The 22,848-nt window shown below is 36.6% G+C and carries 19 protein-coding genes and 1 riboswitch; of the genes, 1 reads left to right on the top strand and 18 read right to left on the bottom strand.

All coding sequences use genetic code 11. The features are described from left to right. Positions 1-77: 77 nt before the first annotated feature. The 11 genes from Q5760_RS12570 to Q5760_RS12520 all read right to left on the bottom strand — a co-directional run bounded on the left by Q5760_RS12570 (position 78) and on the right by Q5760_RS12520 (position 16,247). The gene (locus tag Q5760_RS12570; RefSeq protein ID WP_428907991.1) at positions 78-7,184 is read right to left on the bottom strand and encodes a 5'-nucleotidase C-terminal domain-containing protein; all 7,107 of its coding nucleotides are present in this window, start codon (positions 7,182-7,184) and stop codon (positions 78-80) included. A 683-nt stretch (positions 7,185-7,867) separates the two neighbouring features. Next, positions 7,868-8,251 (bottom strand): hypothetical protein, encoded by a 384-nt coding sequence (locus tag Q5760_RS12565; protein WP_428907990.1) that lies wholly within the window; start codon positions 8,249-8,251, stop codon positions 7,868-7,870. 49 nt (positions 8,252-8,300) lie between these two features. Beyond that, on the bottom strand, positions 8,301-9,263 hold the full coding sequence (locus tag Q5760_RS12560; protein ID WP_428907989.1) for an NAD(P)-dependent alcohol dehydrogenase: 963 nt from the start codon (positions 9,261-9,263) through the stop codon (positions 8,301-8,303). Between the two features lie 178 nt (positions 9,264-9,441). After that, positions 9,442-9,696 (bottom strand): hypothetical protein, encoded by a 255-nt coding sequence (locus tag Q5760_RS12555; protein ID WP_428907988.1) that lies wholly within the window; start codon positions 9,694-9,696, stop codon positions 9,442-9,444. 53 nt (positions 9,697-9,749) lie between these two features. Further along, positions 9,750-10,388: a peptidylprolyl isomerase gene (locus Q5760_RS12550; protein WP_428907987.1), complete on the bottom strand. Its 639-nt coding sequence runs from the start codon at positions 10,386-10,388 to the stop codon at positions 9,750-9,752. Between the two features lie 284 nt (positions 10,389-10,672). Next, complete coding sequence (locus Q5760_RS12545; protein WP_428907986.1) at positions 10,673-11,554, bottom strand: AEC family transporter; 882 nt, start codon at positions 11,552-11,554, stop codon at positions 10,673-10,675. Positions 11,555-11,797: 243 nt separating this feature from the next. Next, complete coding sequence (locus Q5760_RS12540; RefSeq protein WP_428907985.1) at positions 11,798-11,995, bottom strand: hypothetical protein; 198 nt, start codon at positions 11,993-11,995, stop codon at positions 11,798-11,800. 123 nt (positions 11,996-12,118) lie between these two features. Then, entirely contained in the window at positions 12,119-12,586 is a 468-nt protein-coding gene (locus Q5760_RS12535; RefSeq protein ID WP_428907984.1) for a GNAT family N-acetyltransferase, read from the bottom strand. 100 nt (positions 12,587-12,686) lie between these two features. After that, positions 12,687-14,567, bottom strand: coding sequence for a PTS fructose transporter subunit IIABC (locus Q5760_RS12530; RefSeq protein ID WP_428907983.1), 1,881 nt, complete (start codon positions 14,565-14,567; stop codon positions 12,687-12,689). Between the two features lie 19 nt (positions 14,568-14,586). Further along, complete coding sequence (gene pfkB, locus Q5760_RS12525) at positions 14,587-15,501, bottom strand: 1-phosphofructokinase (RefSeq protein WP_428907982.1); 915 nt, start codon at positions 15,499-15,501, stop codon at positions 14,587-14,589. Then, a complete protein-coding gene (locus Q5760_RS12520; protein ID WP_428907981.1) occupies positions 15,498-16,247 on the bottom strand; it encodes a DeoR/GlpR family DNA-binding transcription regulator in 750 nt (249 codons plus the stop codon). Before Q5760_RS12520 ends, pfkB begins: the two co-directional genes overlap by 4 nt. A 300-nt stretch (positions 16,248-16,547) precedes the next feature. Between Q5760_RS12520 and Q5760_RS12515 the strand changes: the two genes are divergently transcribed. Further along, complete coding sequence (locus Q5760_RS12515; protein ID WP_428907980.1) at positions 16,548-18,155, top strand: FMN-binding glutamate synthase family protein; 1,608 nt, start codon at positions 16,548-16,550, stop codon at positions 18,153-18,155. Positions 18,156-18,195: 40 nt separating this feature from the next. On the opposite strand, the gene Q5760_RS12510 is transcribed toward Q5760_RS12515, so the two are convergent. The 7 genes from Q5760_RS12510 to Q5760_RS12480 form a co-directional block, all read right to left on the bottom strand. Next, on the bottom strand, positions 18,196-18,495 hold the full coding sequence (locus Q5760_RS12510; RefSeq protein WP_428907979.1) for a phage holin family protein: 300 nt from the start codon (positions 18,493-18,495) through the stop codon (positions 18,196-18,198). Between the two features lie 134 nt (positions 18,496-18,629). Continuing rightward, positions 18,630-19,625, bottom strand: coding sequence for a zinc-dependent alcohol dehydrogenase family protein (locus tag Q5760_RS12505; protein ID WP_428907978.1), 996 nt, complete (start codon positions 19,623-19,625; stop codon positions 18,630-18,632). 228 nt (positions 19,626-19,853) lie between these two features. After that, entirely contained in the window at positions 19,854-20,279 is a 426-nt protein-coding gene (locus Q5760_RS12500; RefSeq protein ID WP_428907977.1) for a DUF4395 domain-containing protein, read from the bottom strand. 70 nt (positions 20,280-20,349) lie between these two features. Beyond that, positions 20,350-20,745 carry a peptide-methionine (S)-S-oxide reductase gene (locus Q5760_RS12495; protein WP_428907976.1) on the bottom strand — a complete coding sequence of 132 codons (396 nt, stop codon included), beginning with the start codon at positions 20,743-20,745 and terminating at the stop codon, positions 20,350-20,352. 55 nt (positions 20,746-20,800) lie between these two features. Next, positions 20,801-20,916, bottom strand: a riboswitch (SAM riboswitch). Positions 20,917-21,008: 92 nt separating this feature from the next. After that, positions 21,009-21,794 (bottom strand): hypothetical protein, encoded by a 786-nt coding sequence (locus Q5760_RS12490; protein ID WP_428907975.1) that lies wholly within the window; start codon positions 21,792-21,794, stop codon positions 21,009-21,011. Positions 21,795-21,898: 104 nt separating this feature from the next. Beyond that, positions 21,899-22,348: a peptidylprolyl isomerase gene (locus tag Q5760_RS12485; protein ID WP_428907974.1), complete on the bottom strand. Its 450-nt coding sequence runs from the start codon at positions 22,346-22,348 to the stop codon at positions 21,899-21,901. After that, a complete protein-coding gene (locus Q5760_RS12480) occupies positions 22,335-22,787 on the bottom strand; it encodes a hypothetical protein (RefSeq protein WP_428907973.1) in 453 nt (150 codons plus the stop codon). The genes Q5760_RS12485 and Q5760_RS12480 overlap by 14 nt, the downstream gene beginning before the upstream one ends. Positions 22,788-22,848 lie beyond the last annotated feature (61 nt).

The raw sequence follows: 22,848 nt of genomic DNA, 5'->3' as shown, positions 1-22,848 counted from the left end.
AAATAAAATAGTATCATATAATCGAAAAGGGTGACAGGCACCTTCCAATTTATGGAAGAACCTGTCACCCAATTTAATTAATTTAAATTATTTCTTCTCTTAACCAAGTATAGAGCTCCTCCAGCTAAAACCAAAATGATTCCACCTAGTAACAGGTTAAAAGCATTTGTTGCTGTGTTTGGAAGTTCGTAATCACTTGGAGTTGGAACCATTTGAGAATCTGGTTCAACTTCGAATACACCATATGTGCTAAAGTGATCGGTATAAGCTGATACTTCACCATCTTTGTATTCTCCACCGATAAGTTCCCATTTTTCTTGTTCTTCATTCCAATAATATACTTTTACATTTTCAGGATTCTTAACTTGTTTTGGATCCACTTTAAAGGTAAGTTTTACTTTTTCACTAAACTTTGAATGCAATTTACCATCTGCTTCAATGGTAAAATCATAAACACCCAGTGATCCTTTTACTTCCATTTTCTTTACCTTAATATCTACATTTTCTGCTAATGGAAGGATAGAAGCAGGAATTTCTACATCTACATTTCCATTACTTACCTCAATCGTTGCACCTGCATCTTTTAAAGCTTGAATTTGTCCTTTAGAAAGTGCAATGGTTGCATTTGTTTTATTGTCTACTTCTACAACAACGGTTGCTTCATCTTCAAGATTTTCAAGTGCATCATCGCTTATTGTATACTTGTTCCCTTTTTTAGCAACTTGAAGTTTCTTTTCTTTTGCCTCATCTGATCGACCAGGCTTCTCGATTGGCTTATTCCCTGGCTTTTCACCTGGGTTTTTACCTGGAATTTCTCCCGGCTTATTCCCTGGGTTTTCACCTGGTTTGTTTCCTGGATTTTCTCCTGGTTTATTGCCTGGGTTCTTACCCGGTTCTTGTTCTTTCCCTGGCTCTTCTCCTGGGTCAACGCTAATATCTACAATTCGACCTTCAATTTCTGTTGGGATACTTTCTAAGCTTACTAGATGATCTCTGAAGTTCTCCCAATCTGATAGACCTAGGTCTGTTACGCGTCCTTCTTCATACGCTTTCGCAAAGACATCATAACCATCTCCGCCTTTAGCAGTGAATGCATTAGTTGCAATGATATAGGTTTCAGCGTCTTTAACTTCTACATATTCACCATTTTGATCTAAATATTTAATAGATACTACACGTTCTTTTGCTGGTTTCGTAGAATCAAATTCCACTTTACCACCAGATACATGTAAGAAGCCTCCATTTTCACCTGGGTATTTACTAAAGCTGATTTCAAATGCTTCTTTTAATTCGGCACCTGTTACTTCCATTGTTGCTAACGTATTACCGAATGGAAGGACAGTGATGACTTCTCCTACTGTAATCGGTCCTTCATTGATGGCTGCACGAATTCCACCGCCATTTTGCAATGCCATAATCACATTTTGCTTAGTGAAGTCTTTTGCTTTTACTAACATTCCATCAGTAATCAAGTTTCCAAGAATTGTTTCGTTTTTACGTACACTTGGTGCTGTATTATCGCCATTTGTACGTGGATTTTCTAACGCTTCTTGAGCTGTTACTCCGATTTCCTCTTGCGCCACTTCATTAACTTTAGATTTGTATGGTGCTAACAATGCCGCAGCTTCTGGATCTTCAGTTTGTTCGCCAATTGCGATTAATTCCCCAGCATGTTCAACGACAACACCATTTCCATCAAATTCAACGTCAAGCACACCTAAGTTGCTATTTGCATTTCCTGTTTGAACAATAACCGTTGGTGTTGCGTCTTCAGCTACAACAACTGGTTGGGCTAATGCTGTATGACTATGTCCACCAACAATAACGTCTATGCCTTCAACTTCTTTTGCTAAAACTAAGTCGTTATCAATTGCTGCATTATCGTCATAACCGATATGAGTTAAGGCAATAATTTTATTGACTCCTTGTTCTTCAAAAGCAGCAACTGCATTTTCTGCTTCTGCAATATAATCTTCAAAAGTGATAGATCCAGGGCTGGATAATTCTTTTGTTTCTTCAGTAGTTAAACCAAAGATCCCGACTTTTTCTCCGTTTACTTCTTTGATAATTCCGTTGTAAATTTGACCATTTTCTACTTCGGCCGTGATAGAATCATTGAATCTTCCTATAAATTTATCATCTTGTGAAAAATTAACGTTTGCACTTACAAATGGGAATTTAGCTCCCTTAATAAAGTCAACTAAACCCTGATGTCCTTCATTTGATGAACCTAAATCAAATTCATGGTTACCAAAAGTCATCGCATCATAGCCCATAAGATTCATGAGAGCTAGGTCAGCTAGACCTTTAAATTCATTGAAATACAAGGTTCCAGTGAAAACATCCCCTGCATTTAAAAGTAATGCATTTGGATTTTCTTCTCTTACTTCTTTTACTGCTGTTACCGTTTTAGGCATATTATCTAGAGATGCATGGGTATCATTTGTATGCATGATTGTTAATTCTGAGTAACCTTTTACATCAACAACTCTACCTTCAACTTCAGTAGGAATTGTTTCCAAGCTTACTAAATGATCTCTAAAGTTTTCCCAATCGGAAAGACCTAAGTCTGTTACACGTCCTTCTTCATAAGCTTTTGCAAAGACATCATAGCCGTCTCCACCTTTAGCAGTAAATGCATTGGTTGCAATGATATAGGTTTCATCGTCTTTAACTTCTACATACTCACCATTTTGATCTAAATACTTAACAGAAACTACACGTTCCTTTGCTGGTTTTGAGGAATCAAATTCCACTTTTCCACCAGATACATGTAAGAAACCGCCATTCTCTACTGGATATTTGCTTAAACTGATTTCAAATGCTTCTTTTAGCTCGGCACCTGTTACTTCCATTGTTGCTAACGTATTACCGAATGGAAGGACGGTGATGACTTCTCCTACTGTAATAGGTCCTTCATTAATGGCCGCACGAATTCCACCGCCATTTTGGAATGCCATAATCACATTTTGTTTAGTGAAATCTTTTGCTTTTGCAAGCATTCCATCTGTAATCAAGTTTCCAAGAATGGTATCGTTTTTACGTACACTTGGTTTTGTGTTATCACCATTTGTACGTGGGTTTTCTAACGCTACTTGAGTTGTAACACCGATTTCTTGTTGCGCTACTTTATTTACTTGTTCTTTGAATGGTGCCAGTATTTCTGCTGCTTGTGGATTATCCTTTTGATCGGCAATTTTAACCAATCCACCATCATGAGCCTCTACTACACCATTTTCATCAAATTCAAGATTTAAAACACCTAGGTTGCTGTTCGCATTACCCGTTTGAACAATAATAGTTGGTGTTTCATCTTCTTCGACAACCACTGGTTCAGTTAATGCTGTATGGCTATGTCCTCCAACAATGACATCAATACCTTCGACTTTTTCTGCAAGAATTATATCATTATCGATAGCTGCATTATCATCATAGCCAATATGGGTTAATGCGATAATTCGATCAACACCCTGTGCTTCAAAAGCTTCTACTGCTTTTTCTGCTTCTTCAAGATAATTTTCGAATGCGATAGATCCTGGACTTGAGATTGCAGCTGTTTCCTCTGTTGTTAAGCCAAAGATCCCAACTTTTTCACCGTTCACTTCTTTAATAGCTCCATTATAAATTTGACCATCTTTAGCTTGGTCTGTGATCGAATTATTAAAGATCCCTGCAAATTTTGCATCTTTTGAAAAGTCAACGTTTGCACTTACAAATGGGAACTTTGCTTCCTTAATGAAATCAACTAATGCTTGATGACCTTCTTGCGAAGAACCTAAATCAAATTCGTGATTTCCGAATGTCATTGCATCAAAGTCCATTAAGTTCATCATCGCTAAGTCTGCTTCACCTTTGAATTCATTGAAATACAAAGTTCCAGTAAATGCATCCCCTGCATGAAGAAGGAGTGCGTCAGGATTTGATTCTCTAAATTCTTTCACAGCAGTTACCGTCTTAGGCATATTGTCTAATGATGCGTGTGTATCATTTGTATGCATAATAGATAAGTCGTAATCATCACCTAAATCAATTTGAACTAAAACAGGATCGTGATCAGATGCTTGTCCTTGTTCTTCGGTAAAGTTCGCGTTGATATGAATCATATCAGCTGTAGTTCCAGGTACTAAATTATCAGATACTAAAATATGGTCTAAAGTTTGGTTGTTTCCTTGGAAGAAATAAGAAAAACGATCTTCAGCAGGTACTTTATCCACCATATTGGTTAAAACATTACCCTTAAGTGTTTCAAGTGCTGGTGTGAATTCAAAGTCGTTCATATCTCCAGCAAGAACAATATTTAAGTCTGGATTCTTTGCAAGTCCTTGATCAATGAAGTCATTAATCGCTTTCGCTAAGCCAAGACGTTCAGCTTCTGAGTTCAATTTAGGCGGTTGATTGGAACCCCAAAGAGATTCATCTCCACCTTTAGAATTCAAGTGTGTACCAATAACGACTACACGTTCACCCTTAAATTCAAATTCAGCAGCGATTGGCTTACGTGTATCAGGGAACTTAGTAGGATCAATTACGCCTGGGTTAAGTGTTAAGTTACCTTCTTCAGTCCAACCATTAGCTTGCGAGCCTTTACCTTCTGTTCCTTCAACTAATGTTACGCGGTCAGGATTATATAAGTATCCTACACGGATATTCCCACCAGGTGCTCCGCCATTATCATTATTTACAGGAGCCACATCTGTCCATTTGTAAGTAGGACCACCGGCCGCTTTGATCGCTTCAATTAAGCGTGTGTAGCTCTCTGAAGCATCTGTATTACCTGAGTCCGTTTCCCCGTCATTATCTTGTACTTCTACAAGTGTAATAATGTCAGGAGATTTCATATTAGTAACAAAAGATTTTGCAATTTTAGCAACCTTATCATCTGGTGTGTTTGATTTGTTATTTGAGAAGTTTTCAATATTGTAAGTTGCTACAGTTAATTTATCTTCTTCAGGTACAATATGTGTTACTTCTGGTTGAATATTTGCTTTTGTAACCTCAGGAAGGTTTTCTTTGTCTGTTAATAGTTGATAGCCAGTGCTTGAGTAAGAAATAACACCAACAACATCGCCTTTGAATTGATCACCTGATTGGTAATTTTTACTACCAACATTATCTAGGAAGACTTTTTCAGGGTTATAATCATCTTTGGCAATATTTAGACCGCCGTTTACATTAAATTTGTTATTTGTTGTATTTTCTGCAACAATCGGAACATCACTTGAGTAAGGAGGTCCCACTACTTTCGCATTTGGGAATGAAACACGCATAAATTCAACGGATTCCCAGAAATCAATGCCATCTTCTTCTGGATCAAATGATGTCATTTCATCATTATCAATCACTTTGTTTGGAGGTTTGATGTCTTTACCCACTACAAGGGGTTCAGGTAATTCGTCTGTTCCTATTTTTTCTATATCAGTTGCTTCGATTTGTGTTTTTGTTAGTTCATTACCTTTACCGTACTCAACTACTACACCGTCAACAGAAACCTTGTCACCAACAGAAACTCCATGAGAAGATTTGTATACTTCAATTGCTTCTGATGTGGTAATGTCATCATCAGGATTGTCAACATCTTGTATTACAAATCTAGATGAACCGTCAACGTGAGTTACAACACCTGTAATGTCTTGAACTGAAGCTCCTTCATATTCGGAAGCATGTCCATTGCCTTGGATATCACGAATTTTTACGCCCTCAGTATTTAAGATTTTGTAAGTAAAGCTAAATACTTCACTTACATCTTCACCTGAAACCGCAATGGCTTTAATGATGGTTTCACCTATTTCTAATGAGATAGGTTCCACATATTTTTTGCTATCAACTGTAGGATTTGAACCATCAGTAGTGTAATAGATTTCAGAACCATCAGTACCTGATTTCAATTCAATTTTTGTACCTGCAGGAACAGTTCCTTGTGTCTGTTTAGCATATACGTCTGGTTTATTGACTAAATCATAGCTTTCAAGACCGAAAGTTTTTAAGTGAAATCCATCATTATTAATAGAACCAATTCCTGTTAGATGAACCTTGTCGCCTTCTTTGTAATGTTTAACTAGTTCATCATAATCAGAGCCTGTTCGATTATCATGAATAACGTTTACTTTTTCACCGTTTTCAAACACTGCTTGGAATGAAGCCGTTCCATATCCATCTTTCGTTAAATTCTCGATTGTAATATTTTCTAATTTGATTAATTCACCTTGTGTTGATTCATCTACTTTCGTAACAGATTGCGCTGCTGGAAGTTGATTTCCAGATGAAAGGATCTCAACATTTGTTGGATCAATCTCTAATTCATTCTTATATTCTAGTAATTTACCAGTAACTTTGACTTTATCTCCAGGTTTAACATCTTTCGGGCTGCTGAAAACAAGCATACCTGCTGTATCATCTTGTATATAGAAGGTATCATAACCCCAAAGACCAGAATGAGTTGTAGCAATACCTTCAAAGGCTACTGTTGCTCCTGCTCCTGCCTTACGAGCATCTGCAATAGTAATCACTTCTAGTGGTGTTTCTTGTTCATCTTTTGGTTCATCTTCTTTTGGTTCTTCAGAGTTTGAATCGCCATATTGGCCTATATTTGTAAATACATCTTTTCCTAAGTTAGTCCATTCCTTATTGTGATTAAAAGCATCATCAATAATGGTGTCGCCTGTTAGAACATCAGAGTTTCTTACGAGAGTCACGTCTGAGAGAACATCTTCTACAGATCCAACTTGTCCAATTGAATCAACAACTTCTCCATTTTTCTTAAGGACGATTTGGTCATTACCATTGAAATTAATGACTTGTTTGCTTGTATCTACAAAATCAGTAACTTCTTTAATAGCTGGATCTGCATCATCGCGGGAAATTACAAATGTGTCACCAGCTGCAAGTGTACCTTTTAAAGTTAATACCTTATCTGTCGTTTTAGTACCTGTAGATGCACTTCCACTATTATTATAGTGTTCGAGAGTATAAGCACTTAAATCGATCTCTGTGCCAGTTCCATTGTATAGCTCAATCGCTTTATTATAACTTTTTCCTTCAATGTACTCCGAAATCAACAGATCTGTTGTTGTTTTATTGGTTGCTGCCTCTACCGGAGATGCGAATGTCGGCACGACCATGCTTGTTAATAAGCTCGCCGATAGCAATATGTTCATTGGCTTTTGCCACTTTTTCTTACTCCTCAAGCCACGTTCTCCCCCTTTTAGTTTGATTAAAAATTATGTAGGAATTAAGATTGTAACGTTTGTGCTTTCGTGATAGGGAATTTTACTAGACAAAAAGGTTTATCATGCCGCAATAGAATACAGGGTATTAGTTACTAGTTCGAATACATATTTGTTTTAATATAATGCAAAACTTTAAATAACCTTTCTAAACCCCAGATTCTAGTAATTTTGTTTTAATTATCCTCCTATTTTTATTTATAATTTGTTTACTGATAAACCATTTAGTGAATGTTTGATATTAACAATTTCCTACCAAAATTTTAATAAACAACAAACGATTCCCTTTTAAGATTGTATAGTTCCACTATTAATCTACTATTAATTTTATGTAAAAATTTGTCGTTATTTAGAACTACTTGTAAATTAGTATTATGATAAATTATAGGTTAATTCGACTAGATTTTTAGACAAAACCACAGTAAAACCAATGAAAAAGGAAAAAGGGGTACCATATTAAATCAAGAAATTGGAAGATTCCCTCCAGTTTTTGTTAAACAGTCTATGGTATATTACAAAAGTTAAAGTTATAGTGAGGTAAAATGAAGGAAGATTGTCTGTTCTACACTCTATTGAATGTTAATTTAGGTAGAACAGACAATTTTTAAATGGGGTTTAGGTGGTAACTTTTTTATAGATTATGATTAATTCGTAGACCTGCTTTTCAATAATCCCATGAAACGATCTCGATAGTTCCAAACGAGAATGACCTCTAATAATGTGATAAATATAGCTAATAAAAGCAATTCCGGATCCACAAAAATATGAAAGGCTAAAATATTAACGATAAGACCTGCTAATACAGTTAATACAAGTGGCACAAACCTGCCAATCAACAATAAAATTCCCGCAATGATTTCGACTCCTTTTTCAAGTGCCAATAAATAACCATCCCCTAAAAAATCCATTGCAGCTGGGCTTGTCGGAGCGAATGGATCAAAACCAAACAATACGGCGTAACCATTTAAGCCTGCACCTAAAAAGATAAGACCTAGTAGAATTTCACATACCCGAATCCATTTGTTCATTTTAATCCCCCTATTTTTGAATATTTAGTTAACTTTACTTGCAACCTATTTAGATGGTAATGACAATCTTCCCTTGTGAATGTCCTTCGGCGAAATAATTGAGTGCCTCAGGAACATCTATTAATGAATATTTCCGTTCGATTATTGGTTTTACCTTTTCCGCTTCGATTAATTCTTTAATAACAATAAGATCGTGTTGGCTTGGCTTTTGCATAAAACTGCTTACTTTTTTATCACCACTAATCGGTCCCATTATCATCGTCTGAAGTAGCTGTTTCACTGATCCACCACCGACGTTTACAAAGATTCCAGGATTTTTTAATAATTTCTTATAAGTGGAAATCGAGCGAGTTCCGTTCACCCCCATGATGAGATCAAATGGCTCTTTAAGCGTTTCTATATCTTCTTTTTTATAATCAATCACATGATCTGCTCCAAGCTCTTTTACCCTTTTGACATTTCTTGTACTAACGACAGCGGTTACCTCAGCATCAAATGCCTTTGCGATTTGGACTGCAAAAGTTCCCACACCACCAGAGGCTCCGTAAATTAATATTTTTTGCCCTGATTTCATTTTCCCTTTGTCCCTCAATGCCTGTAGAGCTGTAACAGCTGCCATTGGTACCGCTGCTGCTTCCTCATACGATACATTTGCTGGCTTTGTTGCAATCGCATTTTCAGGAACCGAAACATATTCCGCAAATGCTCCCCAGCCACAGCTTGATAAATCTCCAAATACTTCATCTCCCGGCTGAAATTGGGTCACGTTTTTCCCTACCGCTTCAACCGTACCTGCCATATCCCCACCTGGAATGGGATATTTTGGTTTAAATAGCCCATAAGCCAACCGTGCTAACCATGGTTCGCCTTTTAACAGGACAAGATTCCCATGATTTACAGATGACGCATGTATTTTTACTAATACCTCATCATCACTTGGTTGTGGTTTTTCTATTATTTTTAACTCGAGTGTATCTGGGCTGCCATACTTTGTTGAAACAATCGCTCTCATCCCTACCCCTCCTAACTTGGCATTCATATTAAGGTATTCAAAAATCGCTTCATTATATCAGGGAAATATGTAATATTGGGTTGAATTTGGTAAAGATTAAATGAAGGTTAATAGTAAATTTTTGTAAAAAAATAGAAAAACACCATCTCGAAATTCGACGGTGTTTTGAACTTTAAATTTATTTCTTAATAAAAACTCTTTTTAGTTTCATCCTTGTGACCTGTTCAGTAAAGAAGTAAGCCATTGTTGCAACAAATAATAGGGTTATTAGAGGTAAAGCTCCTGTTTGTCCAAATGTCACTTCATTGCTTAGCGCGGGATTCATGACCATAAGGTTCGGTGTATGTAGTGCCGTGAGAACCAGACCTGATACAATTTGGAACAACCCATAAAATACAGCAAAACTGGGCAAAAATACGATGTATTTCTTCATTGTAATACACCTCCTACTTGTATTACGAATGAGTTTGGAAAAGGTTTCATAGTTTATCGAACCACCGGGTCGGGATAATCAAAACCTTTCGTATCAACGGTAACTGACTTAATCTTTTGCTCTGTTAATGGTTTATCCATTTGATCACGTTTGACGGAAACAATTTTATCAACCGTTTCCATTCCTTCTATAACTTTTCCGAAAGCGGCATACTGTCCATCTAGATGTGGTGAATCTTTTACCATGATGAAAAATTGAGAACTTGCTGAGTCTGGATTATTTGAACGTGCCATAGAAATCACTCCACGTTCATGTTTTAAATTGTTTTCAATACCATTTTCGGAAAATTCCCCTTCAATGGAATAATCCGCTCCACCCGTTCCGTTTCCTTCAGGATCCCCTCCTTGAATCATGAAATCAGGAATGACACGGTGAAAAATTAGCCCATCATAAAAACCTTTTTCTACTAAAGATACAAAATTAGCTACTGTATTAGGTGCAACGGAAGGATCAAGTTCCAACACAATCTTTTCATCATTCTCCATGGTAATCGTCACAATTGGTTTTTCTTTTACCGCTGATGCGTAATTGGTTGTATTGTCCGATTCATTATTAACATCCCCACAACCTGTTAAAGAAAAAATGACGGCAAGCATAACAAAACTTAAAATTACTTTGTAACGTGTTAGCATATTTCTTTTTCAATCCTCTCGTATGTAATAAATATAGAAGATTATAACATTAGAACGGGAAAACTTCTCAATTAAGTTCCTATAACAGTTTTTAAAAGCCCGATGTATAGTGAAAATAATACATTCCAAATAAACACCATATTGACCGACCAACTCATCATTTTTCTTGAAATCACGTGATACGATTTCTTCATAAGACATACATGTGAAAATAATGAGAAAAAAATATAAAGTCGATGGCACAGGTCCTACCAAAAATTGGAGGGTGCCTGTCACCTAAGCCTTTAACGAATGAAAAAAATCGTAAGTGGGATGGTTATTAGGCTTATTAAGGTTGTCACTAGTGTCATAAACGAGGTTAAATCCGGTTTTACATTAAACTGTACAGCTAACAGCGTTGTATTAGCCGCAATCGGCATAGCTGCTAAGAGAATGAAAACATTTTTGATCATATCATTGACTGGCATGAAACTAACAAGTACCACAGCCAGAAGTGGTGATATTAACATTCTGAAAATCGTGACAGAGTTCACATATTTTAATTCGAATTTTTGTGGTTTGATTTCTGCGAGCTGCATGCCGAGAATTAACATGACAGTCGGGATTGAAGCCGAACCTACTAAACGAATCCCATCTTGTATCGTAGCAGGCAATTCGATATGAAATCCTTGAAATAATACGCCGAATAAAAAACCATAAAGCACTGGCATTTTTAGCACTCGCATTAGGGATTCCTTGATCGACGTTGCCTTTTCACTCCCATAGGAAGCAATAAATATCCCCACCGTATTAATTAAAAATGCATGGATCACCATGAATATGACGGCATACTGAAAGCCGACTGTTCCAAAAGCAAACATGGCAACTGGCGCTCCGTAATTTCCACTGTTTGGAAAAATTGTACCTAATAACATAGCTGACATTTGAGTTTTATCTGCCTTAATAAAAAAACCATAGGTCACGGTTAAAATAACCATAATAAGGGCAAGTATAAATGTAAATAAAAACATATAAAAGTATTCAATATTGAGCTCATTGGAATAAAAAGTATCGAATGTTAAGAACGGAAGCATGAGATAAAGCGACATCGTCGAAATCGATTTAATATCCAACTTTAGCACCCTTTGTCCAATAAAACCTGCTCCGAAAATAAGAAACGCCGGCATTACAATTAACAACAAATCCAACAATTTAATCACCCTTTCCCTTTCCGTCATCCCTATTCATTATATTAGAAAATTTAAAAAATTAACAGAATAATTATAAGACTATAAGCGTTATCCATAAAAAAAGAATTAGCCACATACTTGATTTCTTAATAAAGAAAAAAGCCCGTCCATTTGAACAGACCATCACTATTTTTCGAAAATCATTATATAGTTGTATTGATTCATTGAATCAGATTTCATCTATTTTTGCTGATCCTTACGCGAATGGTTTTTATCTGCCGCTGCAGCGATAAATATGAAAGCAATTCCAAAAATAACCCCTTTAATGATCATTTCAGTCCAATTATCATTTGGTAACAAAAATCCACTAACAAATATTAAAGTCATCCCAATTCCAAATGCGGCCTTTTTCGGTAAAGCTTTTATTTTATTAATCATATTTACTCCTTTTCAGAATTTACCTTCTTTAGGGAACATTCGATTTTTTATTCATTATACCTTTTATGATTGGTGTTTGCATTTATATTTTTAACATTGTATAAAAGCAGAAGTTCCGTAAATTTACAGCGTTTTTCGCAGTAATAGATATTCCGGTCCGGTAGTGGGTAGATAATCCTCATTAACATCACATGGATTTTTGCTGACCGTTTTGATTTTTTCTGTAAATCCCAACCTCTTATATAATTGTAAATTCTTCTCATGATCTGGTTCAACACCGATGGTGACGTATTTAAAATCTAAATCAACTAATCTATGTAATACATGGTTCATCAGCATGGTTCCAAGGCCCTTTCCTCGCATCAATTCCTCGACTTGAAATCCATAAAGATAGGCAGTTGAATCTCCATCAGCAAAATCATGATCGTTAAGATGTTTGAAAAGATATAATTCGCCAATCAGTCTGTTGTGATGTTCGATCGCCCAAAATTCTGCATTTCCTTTCTGAATATTTTCCTTAAAAAATTCCGAAGTATAGAATTTATACCAAAGCCTTACCATCTCATCAACCGTCGCTTGTCTTACAATCATGCTATAAATCTCCTTAAGTTAGTTCTTTCATAATATCATATTAAGAGCAGAAAGGGCGACAGGCACCTTCCATTTTATGGAAGGTGCCTGTCACCCTTTTTTATTTTACTGGTTTTTTAACCAGTCCTAATAGTATCGCTGAGACTACGGACCCTATAATGACAGCAAGTAAGTATAGTAGCCAGTTTCCTTGAACAAGCGGGAATACGAATATGCCTCCATGTGGAGCTTGAAGCCCGATACCGAAGAACATGGTCAATCCTCCAGCAATTGCTGAACCAATCATAAGGGTTGGAATGACTCGAATCGGGTCTGCTGCCGCAAAAGGTATCGCTCCTTCTGTGATAAAAGATAATCCCATAATATAGTTTACTTTTCCTGCATCTCGTTGATCTTTACTGAACTTATTTTTAAATAGAGTTGTAGCGATTGCAATGGCTAATGGCGGCACCATTCCAGCAGCCATAATCGCTGCCATTGGGGCAAATACACCACTTGCTAATAAGCCTGTACCAAAGACATATGCCGCTTTATTAACCGGACCACCCATATCGAAGGACATCATACATCCTAAAATAATTCCCAATAGTACTGCATTTCCTGTCCCTAAACTAGAAAGCCATTCCGTAATTGCAGTATTTAATAGCGCAACCGGCTTATTAATGACAAAATGCATAATAAGTCCTGTGAAAGCAATCCCTAATAATGGATATAATAGAATCGTTTTAATTCCTTCAATTGAAGCTGGCAAACCTTTAAGTAACTTTTTCAATCCGATGACTAAATAACCAGCAAGGAAACCTGCAACTAATCCGCCTAAAAACCCGGCTCCACCCATTGTTGCCAGCATCCCGCCAACCATCCCTGGGGCGAAACCTGGTCGGTCTGCTATGCTTGATGCAATAAAACCAGCTAAAACTGGTACCATTAAAGAAAATGCAGATCCGCCTCCGATTGTATTTAATGCTGCTGCAAACGCATTATAAGATGGATCGTTGGGATCGGATGAATTAAACCCAAACATAAAGCTGATGGCGATTAAGATTCCGCCTCCAACGACAAACGGAAGCATATTGGATACACCGCTCATTAAATGCTTATATAGGGTTGCACCAATTCCATTTCCTTTTGCTGTATGCTCGCCTTTTTCTGTATTTCCTGACCCACGGTAAATCGGCGCATCATGATGTAAGGCTTTTTCAATTAATTTTTCTGGTATACGGAATCCATCTGCCACTTTTGTTTCTAGAACATGTTTTCCATTAAAGCGGTCCATCTCAACTGCTTTATCGGCTGCGACAATTACCGCTTCTGCCCTCTCAATGTCTTGTGAGGTTAAACCATTTTTAACTCCACCAGCACCATTTGTTTCTACTTTAATATCAACACCTAATTCTTCCGCTTTTGCCTTTAAAGAATCCGCTGCCATGAAAGTGTGTGCAATACCCGTTGGGCATGCCGTTACTGCTACGATAAATTTTCGATGAGTAGATTTTGGCTCTTCAACCTGTTCTTCCTCTTTTTCTTCTACATCATTTCGATTAATGATATCTAGTATTTCATTCGCTGTACTTGCTGCTAAAAGCTCCCGACGAACATCCTCTTTTAATAAAATCGTCGAGAGTCTTGATAAGGCTTCTAAATGAGTATTGTTTGCGCCTTCTGTGGCGGCAATCATAAAAAATAGTTGTGCTGGCTGACCATCGAAGGAATCAAAATCAATCCCCTCTTTGGATCTTCCAAATGCGATAGCGGATTGTTTTACGGCGTTTGTTTTTGCATGTGGAATCGCTATCCCTTCACCGACGCCAGTTGTACTTTGTGCTTCTCTTGCTAATATCGCTTCTTTATATTGATGGCGATCGTTTAATTTTCCCGCATTATCTAATACCGTGATCAGTTCTCCCATTACTTCTGTTTTTTGTGTGCTTTTTAAAGAAAGATGGATTGTTTCTTTTGTTAACAATTCCGTTATTTTCATAGCCAACCATTCTCCTTTACTATCTCTTATTTTCTAATTTTACTTGTGATAGGAGGCTTTCTATTTTTTCTTTCGTGCATAACCCGATGGAAAAGGCTGTGGCACTCCCAGCAGCAACACTAGAACGGAAGGCATCTTCTAAAGAATTTGTTTTTTCAAAAGTTGCTACAAACCCTGCAACCATTGAATCGCCTGAGCCAACCGTGCTTTTGACTTCCCCTTGTAAGGCATCTGCATATAGAACGATTTCATGATTGATGAAGACAGCCCCTTTGTCACCTAATGACACAATGACATTTCGCGCGCCTTCTTTGACTAGTTCGTTTGCGTATGGAATCGCTTCTTCAGGTGTTGTTATAACCGTATTAAATATTTCCCCAAGTTCATGATGGTTCGGTTTAATCAAAAACGGCTTGTATGGGAGAACCTTGCGTAATAAATCACCTTCTGCGTCTACTACAAAACTTGCTACTTGTTCGCTGCAAATTTTCACAAGCTCTTCATACGTATGGTTTGGCATGGTTGATGGGATACTCCCCGCTAAGATTAAAGTATCTTCATTGGTGAGCGTTCGAACTTTATTCTTTAATGCTTCAAAATCATCCACCGTAATCTTAGGTCCTTTAGCGTTAATTTCCGTTTCTTCTTCGGACTTAATCTTCACATTGATTCTTGTATCCTCTTCCACTTTGACAAAGTCTGTAGCGATTTTTAGGGAATGTAAATAGTTCGCAATATAATCTCCTGTAAACCCACCAACAAATCCCAATGCCGTACTGTCAACATTCAATCTCTTTAAAACTTGAGAAACATTTATCCCTTTTCCACCGGGAAACTTGGACTCCTTTTTCGTCCGGTTCAACTCTCCTATTCTTACTTGTTCTAATTCAACGATATAATCCACAGAGGGATTCAATGTAACCGTATAAATCATGGAGTCACCACCTTTATTTTTGTCTGACTTTGATAAAGTTTGAGTAAACTAGGATCTTGCATATTGGTAATGATTGTTGCTTCTTTCAAATGAGCGATTTTAGCAAATGCCACTTCTGAAAACTTAGACTCGTCCGCTACAACATAAGCATCTCTCGATAAAGATATCGCTAATTGTTTGATTAGTGCTTCTTCTTGATCTGGTGTTGTATAGCCATATTCGGGATGAATCCCATTCACTCCCATAAAACATTTATCAAAACGATAATTTTTAAGACTCTCTACAGCACCTCTCCCGAGCATCGCCCTTGTTGTCGGTTTTACAAATCCACCCAATAAATAGGTTTTAATTTCTTTAGCAAGTAGTCTCTCTATGTGCATAAGTCCATTTGTAACAACTACAATATTCTTTGGTAAGGATTCAATCATTTCATAATTAGTAGACCCGGCATCTAAATAAATGGAATCTCCTTCTTCCACCAAACTAGCCGCAAATAGAGCGATTTGTTGTTTTTCATGAACGTTTTTGGCTGTTTTCTCATTCATGGATGGCTCTTGAAGCATTCCTTGCAATTGAGACGCGCCTCCATGAACTCGTTTTAGCAATTTACCTTTTTCCAATTGTACTAAATCTCGTCGGATTGTTGACTCTGAGGTATTTGTTAACTCAACAAGTTCTTGCAGCTTAACCGTGTTCTTTTTCTTCAATAAATCTATAATTAATTGATGGCGTTCTGGCTCTAACAAGATTAATCACCTCAATAAAACGTTTTCATCCTTTGTACAATTATTATTTTACTCATAATCACAAGATAAGTCAATCAAAATCATTCATAAACATTCAAAAACTGTTAATCATTCATTCACAAACAATCAATACAACCTAATTATTCCATTTTTATGAATAAGTTTTTTGAATGTATACGAGGTTCATATTATCTCTTACGTTATTTTCTCTATTTCTACAGTCTTAATAGTAGAAAGAATTTTTCGAATATTATATAATCAAAGTATAATAGTATAATAACACAGCAGGGGGAAATAAAAATGAATGGTATGTCAATCTTTGTTACGATTGGAATAGGATTCATCTTGCTTATGAGTTTAATAACCATAGTATTTATAAGCGTTATATTATTTAAAATTAGAAAAAACGATCTGTCCCAAACTCAGCATTCGATTAGAAGAAACTTTCCAGTTCTAGCTAGAATTCGCTATCTTTCCGAACATATCGGTCCCGAATTAAGGCAGTATTTTTTCGAAGGTGATCATGAAGGAAAACCGTTCTCACGGATTGATTTTCAATTCATCGTAAAAGCTGGTAAATACGCCAAAACCATTATTGCTTTTGGCAGTAAGCGTGATTTTGAAAAGCCTGGATTTTATATTCGAAATGCCTTTTTTGCTAAACAAATCAACGATTTACATGCCGATAATGCAGTGTTGATTCAAACGAGAAAGTATGTCGAAGATAAAGATACTCTTTTTGCACGACATGAGCATAGTGAAAAGGCACAGTTAAAGCCTTGGCGCTATTGGGATCAAGATGCAATTATCATGGGAAAAGATACTTGCCGCACCCCTTTTGTGATAAAGAGTCCGGTTGCCATGAGTGGCATGAGTTATGGTGCACTAGGTGATCACGCCATTACAGCTCTTTCTTATGGATTAAAAGATGCTGGGACGTATATGAACACTGGAGAAGGAGGACTTTCACCTCATCATTTAAAAGGTGGAGCAGATATCATTGTACAGATTGGTCCTGCGAAATTTGGATTACGAAATCCGGATGGTAGTTTTTCATTTGAAGAGCTTCGTAAAAAAGCGATCCTGCCACAGGTGAAAGCCTTTGAATTAAAGCTTGGACAAGGCGCGAAAATACGAGGAGGTCATATCGAAGGATCTAAAGTTACACCAGAGATTGCTGAAATTCGTGGAGTGGAACCATATAAAACCGTGGATTCACCAAACCGTTTTGAAGAGTTTCATGATATGGACACCATGATGGACTTTATTGAACAAATTCGAGAAGTATCAGGAAAACCGGTAGGCATTAAGCTTGTCATTGGCAGTGAAGAAACGTTTGAGGAATTCGTATCCTATATGGCACGTACAAACAGACACCCTGATTTTATTACAATTGACGGTGGAGAAGGCGGTACAGGGGCCACCTATCAAGCCATGGCGGATTCAGTCGGGCTACCGATCAAGGCAGCATTAATGATTGCGCAAAGAGTGTTGAAGAAGTACAAAGTACGTGAGAAAGTAACCCTCATTGCGAGTGGAAAATTGTTTTCACCTGACCGGATCGCGATTGCGCTATCCATGGGAGCTGATGTCGTTCAAATTGCTCGGGGGCTAATGATTGCTGTCGGTTGTATTGGGGCACAAAAATGTCATTCCAATGAATGTCCTGTTGGGGTTGCAACGACAAATCCTAAACTGCAAAAAGCCTTAGTCATCGATGAGAAAAGATATCGAGTAACGAACTATATCACGACCCTTCGTGAAGAACTGTATATGTTAGCCGCCGCCGCAGGCTTAACGTCACCAAGACAATTTAGCGAAAAATACATCGTGTATGTCGACCAAGACCTTCAGGTAAAACCTATCAATCAACTACAACAAGAAAAAGAACTTTTATTTATTTCGTAGAAAGAGTGACAGGTATCTTCCAGTTTCAGGAAGGTGCCTGTCACTTCTTCATTTCGTCATCTTTTTGATTATTTTTAAAATAGTTTAGACCGCTTTTTGTATTTTGGATAAGATCCCTTGAGATCACAGCTGTTCCAGTGACAAGGATCCCTTGGACTACCGATTGAATTTCAATTCCATAATATAAAAGGCAAGCTATGACTGCAAATAAAAGTTGAATCCAAGCATGGGTCCAAGGTGGAATATAAGGGGTTTGCTTTAAAAACATACCAATGAAAATTAACACAGGTACTAAAATAAAAGCATCCTGTCTAATATACATGGTGAAATCTAATTCCAATCTTAATCTCTCCCTAAATAAACATTTTACTGGAGTAAATCATTCTTTTGATTAATTTATGTTGGGTTCCGGGAAACGGCTACAAAAAAGGTGACAGATTCCTTCCAAATACTGGAAGGTGCCTGTCACCTTTTTCACCAATTGTTTTCTAATACAATTTTGCCGACTGCTTTTTTGGCTTCGTAATATTCATGTGCTTGTGCTATTTCATCAAAGGTAAATGTGTTTGGATCGATTAATGGACGAAGTTTTCCTTCTTCGATAATCGGTGTTACTTTCCTCAATACCTCTCCATTGATGTGACGGAATTCCTCATGAAGAAGAGGAATCTCGATAAAAACAACATGGAAGTTCAGTGATTTTAAAAGAAAAGGTCTTAAATTATAATCTTGACTTACTGCTATAGCAACAATCGTTCCATATAAAGACGCAGCTTCGATCGAACGATCCAGATTTTCACGGTCGACCGTATCGAAAATATAGTTAAATCCTTTTCCACCGGTATATTGATCCACATAGTCTTTGACTAGCGTGTTTTTATAATTAATCACGACATCGGCTCCGAATTCTTTCGCCAGTTGAGCTTTTTCGGGTGTGGAAACGGTCGTATATACCTTTGCACCGATCCATTTGGCTAACTGGACAGCTATATGTCCGACTCCACCTGTACCACCATGAATGAGAATCTCATCTCCGGCTTGGATGTTCGCCCGTTTAACAAGAGCCTCCCATGCAGTGATTGCCACAACAGGCAAAGCAGCCGCTTCTGCAAAAGACAAATTTTTAGGTTTATGAGCTAGTAATCTAGCATCAGCTAGCATATACTCTGCCAAAGCCCCTCCTGTTCCTTTCACACCACCCGCTAAACCGTAAACTTCATCACCTGTTTGAAAATCCGTAACCCCTTCTCCAACTTCCACTACAATTCCAGCCACATCCCCATGTAAAACGGCTGGAAATGCAGGAGCTAAACCAGAAAAAAGACCGCTGCGTATTTTTGTATCAAGCGGATTTAAACCCGTAGCCTTTACCTTAATTAAAACGTGCATCGGTTTGACTTCTGGAGTAGGTAGTTCTGTTAATTCAAAAACAGATGCATCCCCAAAAGAACGAATGACTTGCGCCTTCAAATGTATCACTCCTCAAAAAATTCAAAAAAGTAAATATATTACTATATTACTCTTCTTTTGACGAAATAGAAAATAATCTGTTTCTTTGAATTCAGTTGCATCAATTTCAGTCTATTTCTATTTACTCATGGTTTATCAAGACCATTGCGATTGAAAAATTAGAATGAAATCTGATTAAAAAAGCACTTTCCATAGCAGGAAGTGCCTTTTCTTAAGTTTGAAAATTCGTCACTGTTGTGAACGTCTATATTGAAACTGTTTCCACTGAAATAAAATAAAACAACCTATGCAAAACCCTAAAATAGCGATGGATGCTGCAGTAGCAACCATAATCGTAAAGATATACCCTGCCACAGTCCATCCAAGTAAAAAGCTTAAAAATCCTGCAGCCAGACAGAAAACAGCAATTTTTTGGTTAAACTGTTGCTGTTCCCAATCCTCTGGAACATAGCTATTCATAGGTTTCTTCAAAAATCGTTTCGCAAATTGCATAATCGGATTATAGCCGAACAGGAGTCCTGATAATCCTGCTACTAATGGAATAAGCAAAATAAATTCGTTTTGAGTCATCCAAGATAATAAAACACTAATGACAATTACCGATTGATTTGTTTTTATAAGCGGTCTTGGAATAGAACGAATGGTCTCAGTCATAAAACCACACCTTTCCTATTGGTTTTATATATTATACATTCATTCCATGATCCTGTCACTAAAAATGAACCTATATTAATCCTTCTAAATTCCTCTCTTGTTCAAATGCTGGTGTAATTTTCGTAATGATTTGATCCTTAAATACCTGCTTTAGCTCGTTTTTCTTTTGTTTAGCTAACGTTAATTGATGATGATCGGAAAAGAAAATAAAGGATTGATTCTTCTGCCCTTCTTTAGATGTTGGATCATGAAGATCAAAAAACAATTCCAATAATTCCTTATAAGAAACCTTCCATGGATTAAACCAGATTTCGACTACGTCAATGCCTCTTTGATGACCAATACGTACATTTTCAATCCCTCGAAAACTTGTAATAAATGCCTTTTGACTAAAAAATCCACTTGCTCCAAATACTGCTTTTTCCATTTCAGTTCGCTCCTTTTGAGCGATAAGCCTCTTCTCCATTAAAAAACCTCTCTTTTAAAGATAAAGAGAGGTTTGTATGTTAACATACTTGTTTCTCTTATCTTTCAAAGGTAATTACCTTTGCAGGAATTAGCACCGTTCAAATCAAAAGATTGACTTGATGGTTGCCGGGTTTCATCGGGCCTGTCCCTCTACCACTCTGGATAAGAAGTTATCGCTATTCATTTATTTTATTAATTGTAATTCATCATACCATTCATTCTTCTATCAATCAAGCAATATTTTTAGATATAGAAACCTTATTATCTAAAAAGTCGATCACCATGAGGAAATAACTTTTGTTTTAATGCTTCTTCTCGATGGTGAATGAGGATTTCTTTTGAAATCTCAAAATGAGTCCGATTTTTAGTGTTAATTCCTAGTTTTTTAGCCGTATCCATGATTTTTCGTTTTCTCACTTCTTGTGCTAGTTCGAAACTGTCTTTCCTTTCTGAGGAAATTTCCAGTTCCTCAGCTTCTCTTCTGATTTCAGCTTCTCTAACCTCATGTGCTAATTGATGTAGATCCTTTCCTTCCATAGACACCCCTAACTCTTTTGCTTTATTATTTATTTCAACTTCTTTTACTTCTCTCCATAATTCATGTATGTCTTTTCCTTCTGTCGTAACTCCCAGTTCTTTTGCTTTGTTATTCAAATAAACCTTTCTAACCTCTTCCTTTAATTCTTGCCGGGTTTTGCCTTTAGTTTTGATCTCTAATTCTTTTGCTTTTTCCTCTAAAATCTTCATATTTAACTCTTCTGTGATCGTTTCTAAATCTTTTCCCTCTGTTTTAATCCCTAAAGATTGAGCATGCATGTTTATGTATTGGGTTTTGATTTCCTTTAAAAGCGTTTCTGTATCTTTTCCATCTGTAGAAATCCCCATTTCTTCAGCACGCTGTTTTAAAAACATATTTTTGTCTTGGTGATGATTCCTTTTATCGATAGCCTGTTTAGGCATACTTGAGAGGGTTTGAGCTGAAACAATCAATCCCCCTGTAGTGATTAGACTAAAGAAAAGCATAAAAATAGACAATCTTTTTATCATGTAAATATCCTCCTAAATTTGCTATTATTTACAGATATTAGATTGCCCATTTTTTAAAAAAGTGATGAACTAATTATGAACATTTCATAAAATCATGACAACGATTAATTTTCTAATGAGTTCTCTATTTCAAATTTTTCTCTTTGTTCCGTTATCCAAGTACTATATGCTTCCGAAATTTCTTGGTCAAATAAGATTTGCTTAATTTCCTCTTGATGGTCTTCGAATACTGCTTCTTTTGCCTCTTTTTTATCTGTTACTTTTATTATATGGTAGCCAAAATCCGTTTTTACTGGATTACTAATCGCGCCTTTGTCCATGGAGAAAGCTACATTTTCAAACTCTTCTACCATGGTACCTTTTGGAAAATACCCTAGTTCACCGCCGCTATCAGCATTAGAGGTATCAGTAGAATATTCCTTTGCAAGATCCACAAAGTCTTCACCCTTATCAAGTTTTTCTTTTACTTCATTTGCTGTTGCCTCATCTTCTACTAAAATATGACTTGCCTCTACTTGTTCGGGCTCATTGTAGGATTCTTTATTTTCCTTCAAAATGTGTTTTTATTTCTTCATCAGTGATTTCAACTTCTGACTCTAATAACTTAACGATCTTCAAATAATTAACAATATCGGTTTCAATCTCTTTTTCAGTTATCCCTGACTGTTCTAAAGCATAAGAGAACGAGTCTTCTCCCCCATTTGCTTCAATAATTTTTTTCATTTCTGTACCAATTTCTTTATCAGTTATTGAAATATTCTTATTTTCAGCAGCAATCTCTACAATTTTATTATCGATTAAATAACTTAGTGTACCCCTTCCGTATTGCTTTGCTAATACTTCGTAAAGTTCATCTTTTGTAATGGGCTCCCCATTTACGGATGCTACTGTTTCTTTTGGAGTAAATGCCGTACCAAAAATGATTGCTACTATTATAACCATTACTACGACTAGAGATAAATATATTTTTTTATTTGCTAGATTCTTAAACAATCGATTCCCTCCGTTAGCTAGCTATTATTCTTTTCTAAAAAAATATATCAAGCAAATATGA

This window comes from Niallia sp. Kr1, from assembly GCF_050389805.1.
In the GTDB taxonomy this organism is placed as follows: Bacteria; Bacillota; Bacilli; order Bacillales; family Cytobacillaceae; genus Bacillus_BD.
Note: the sequence above shows the minus strand (reverse complement) of the source record. Positions and strands in the feature narration are given on the sequence as shown.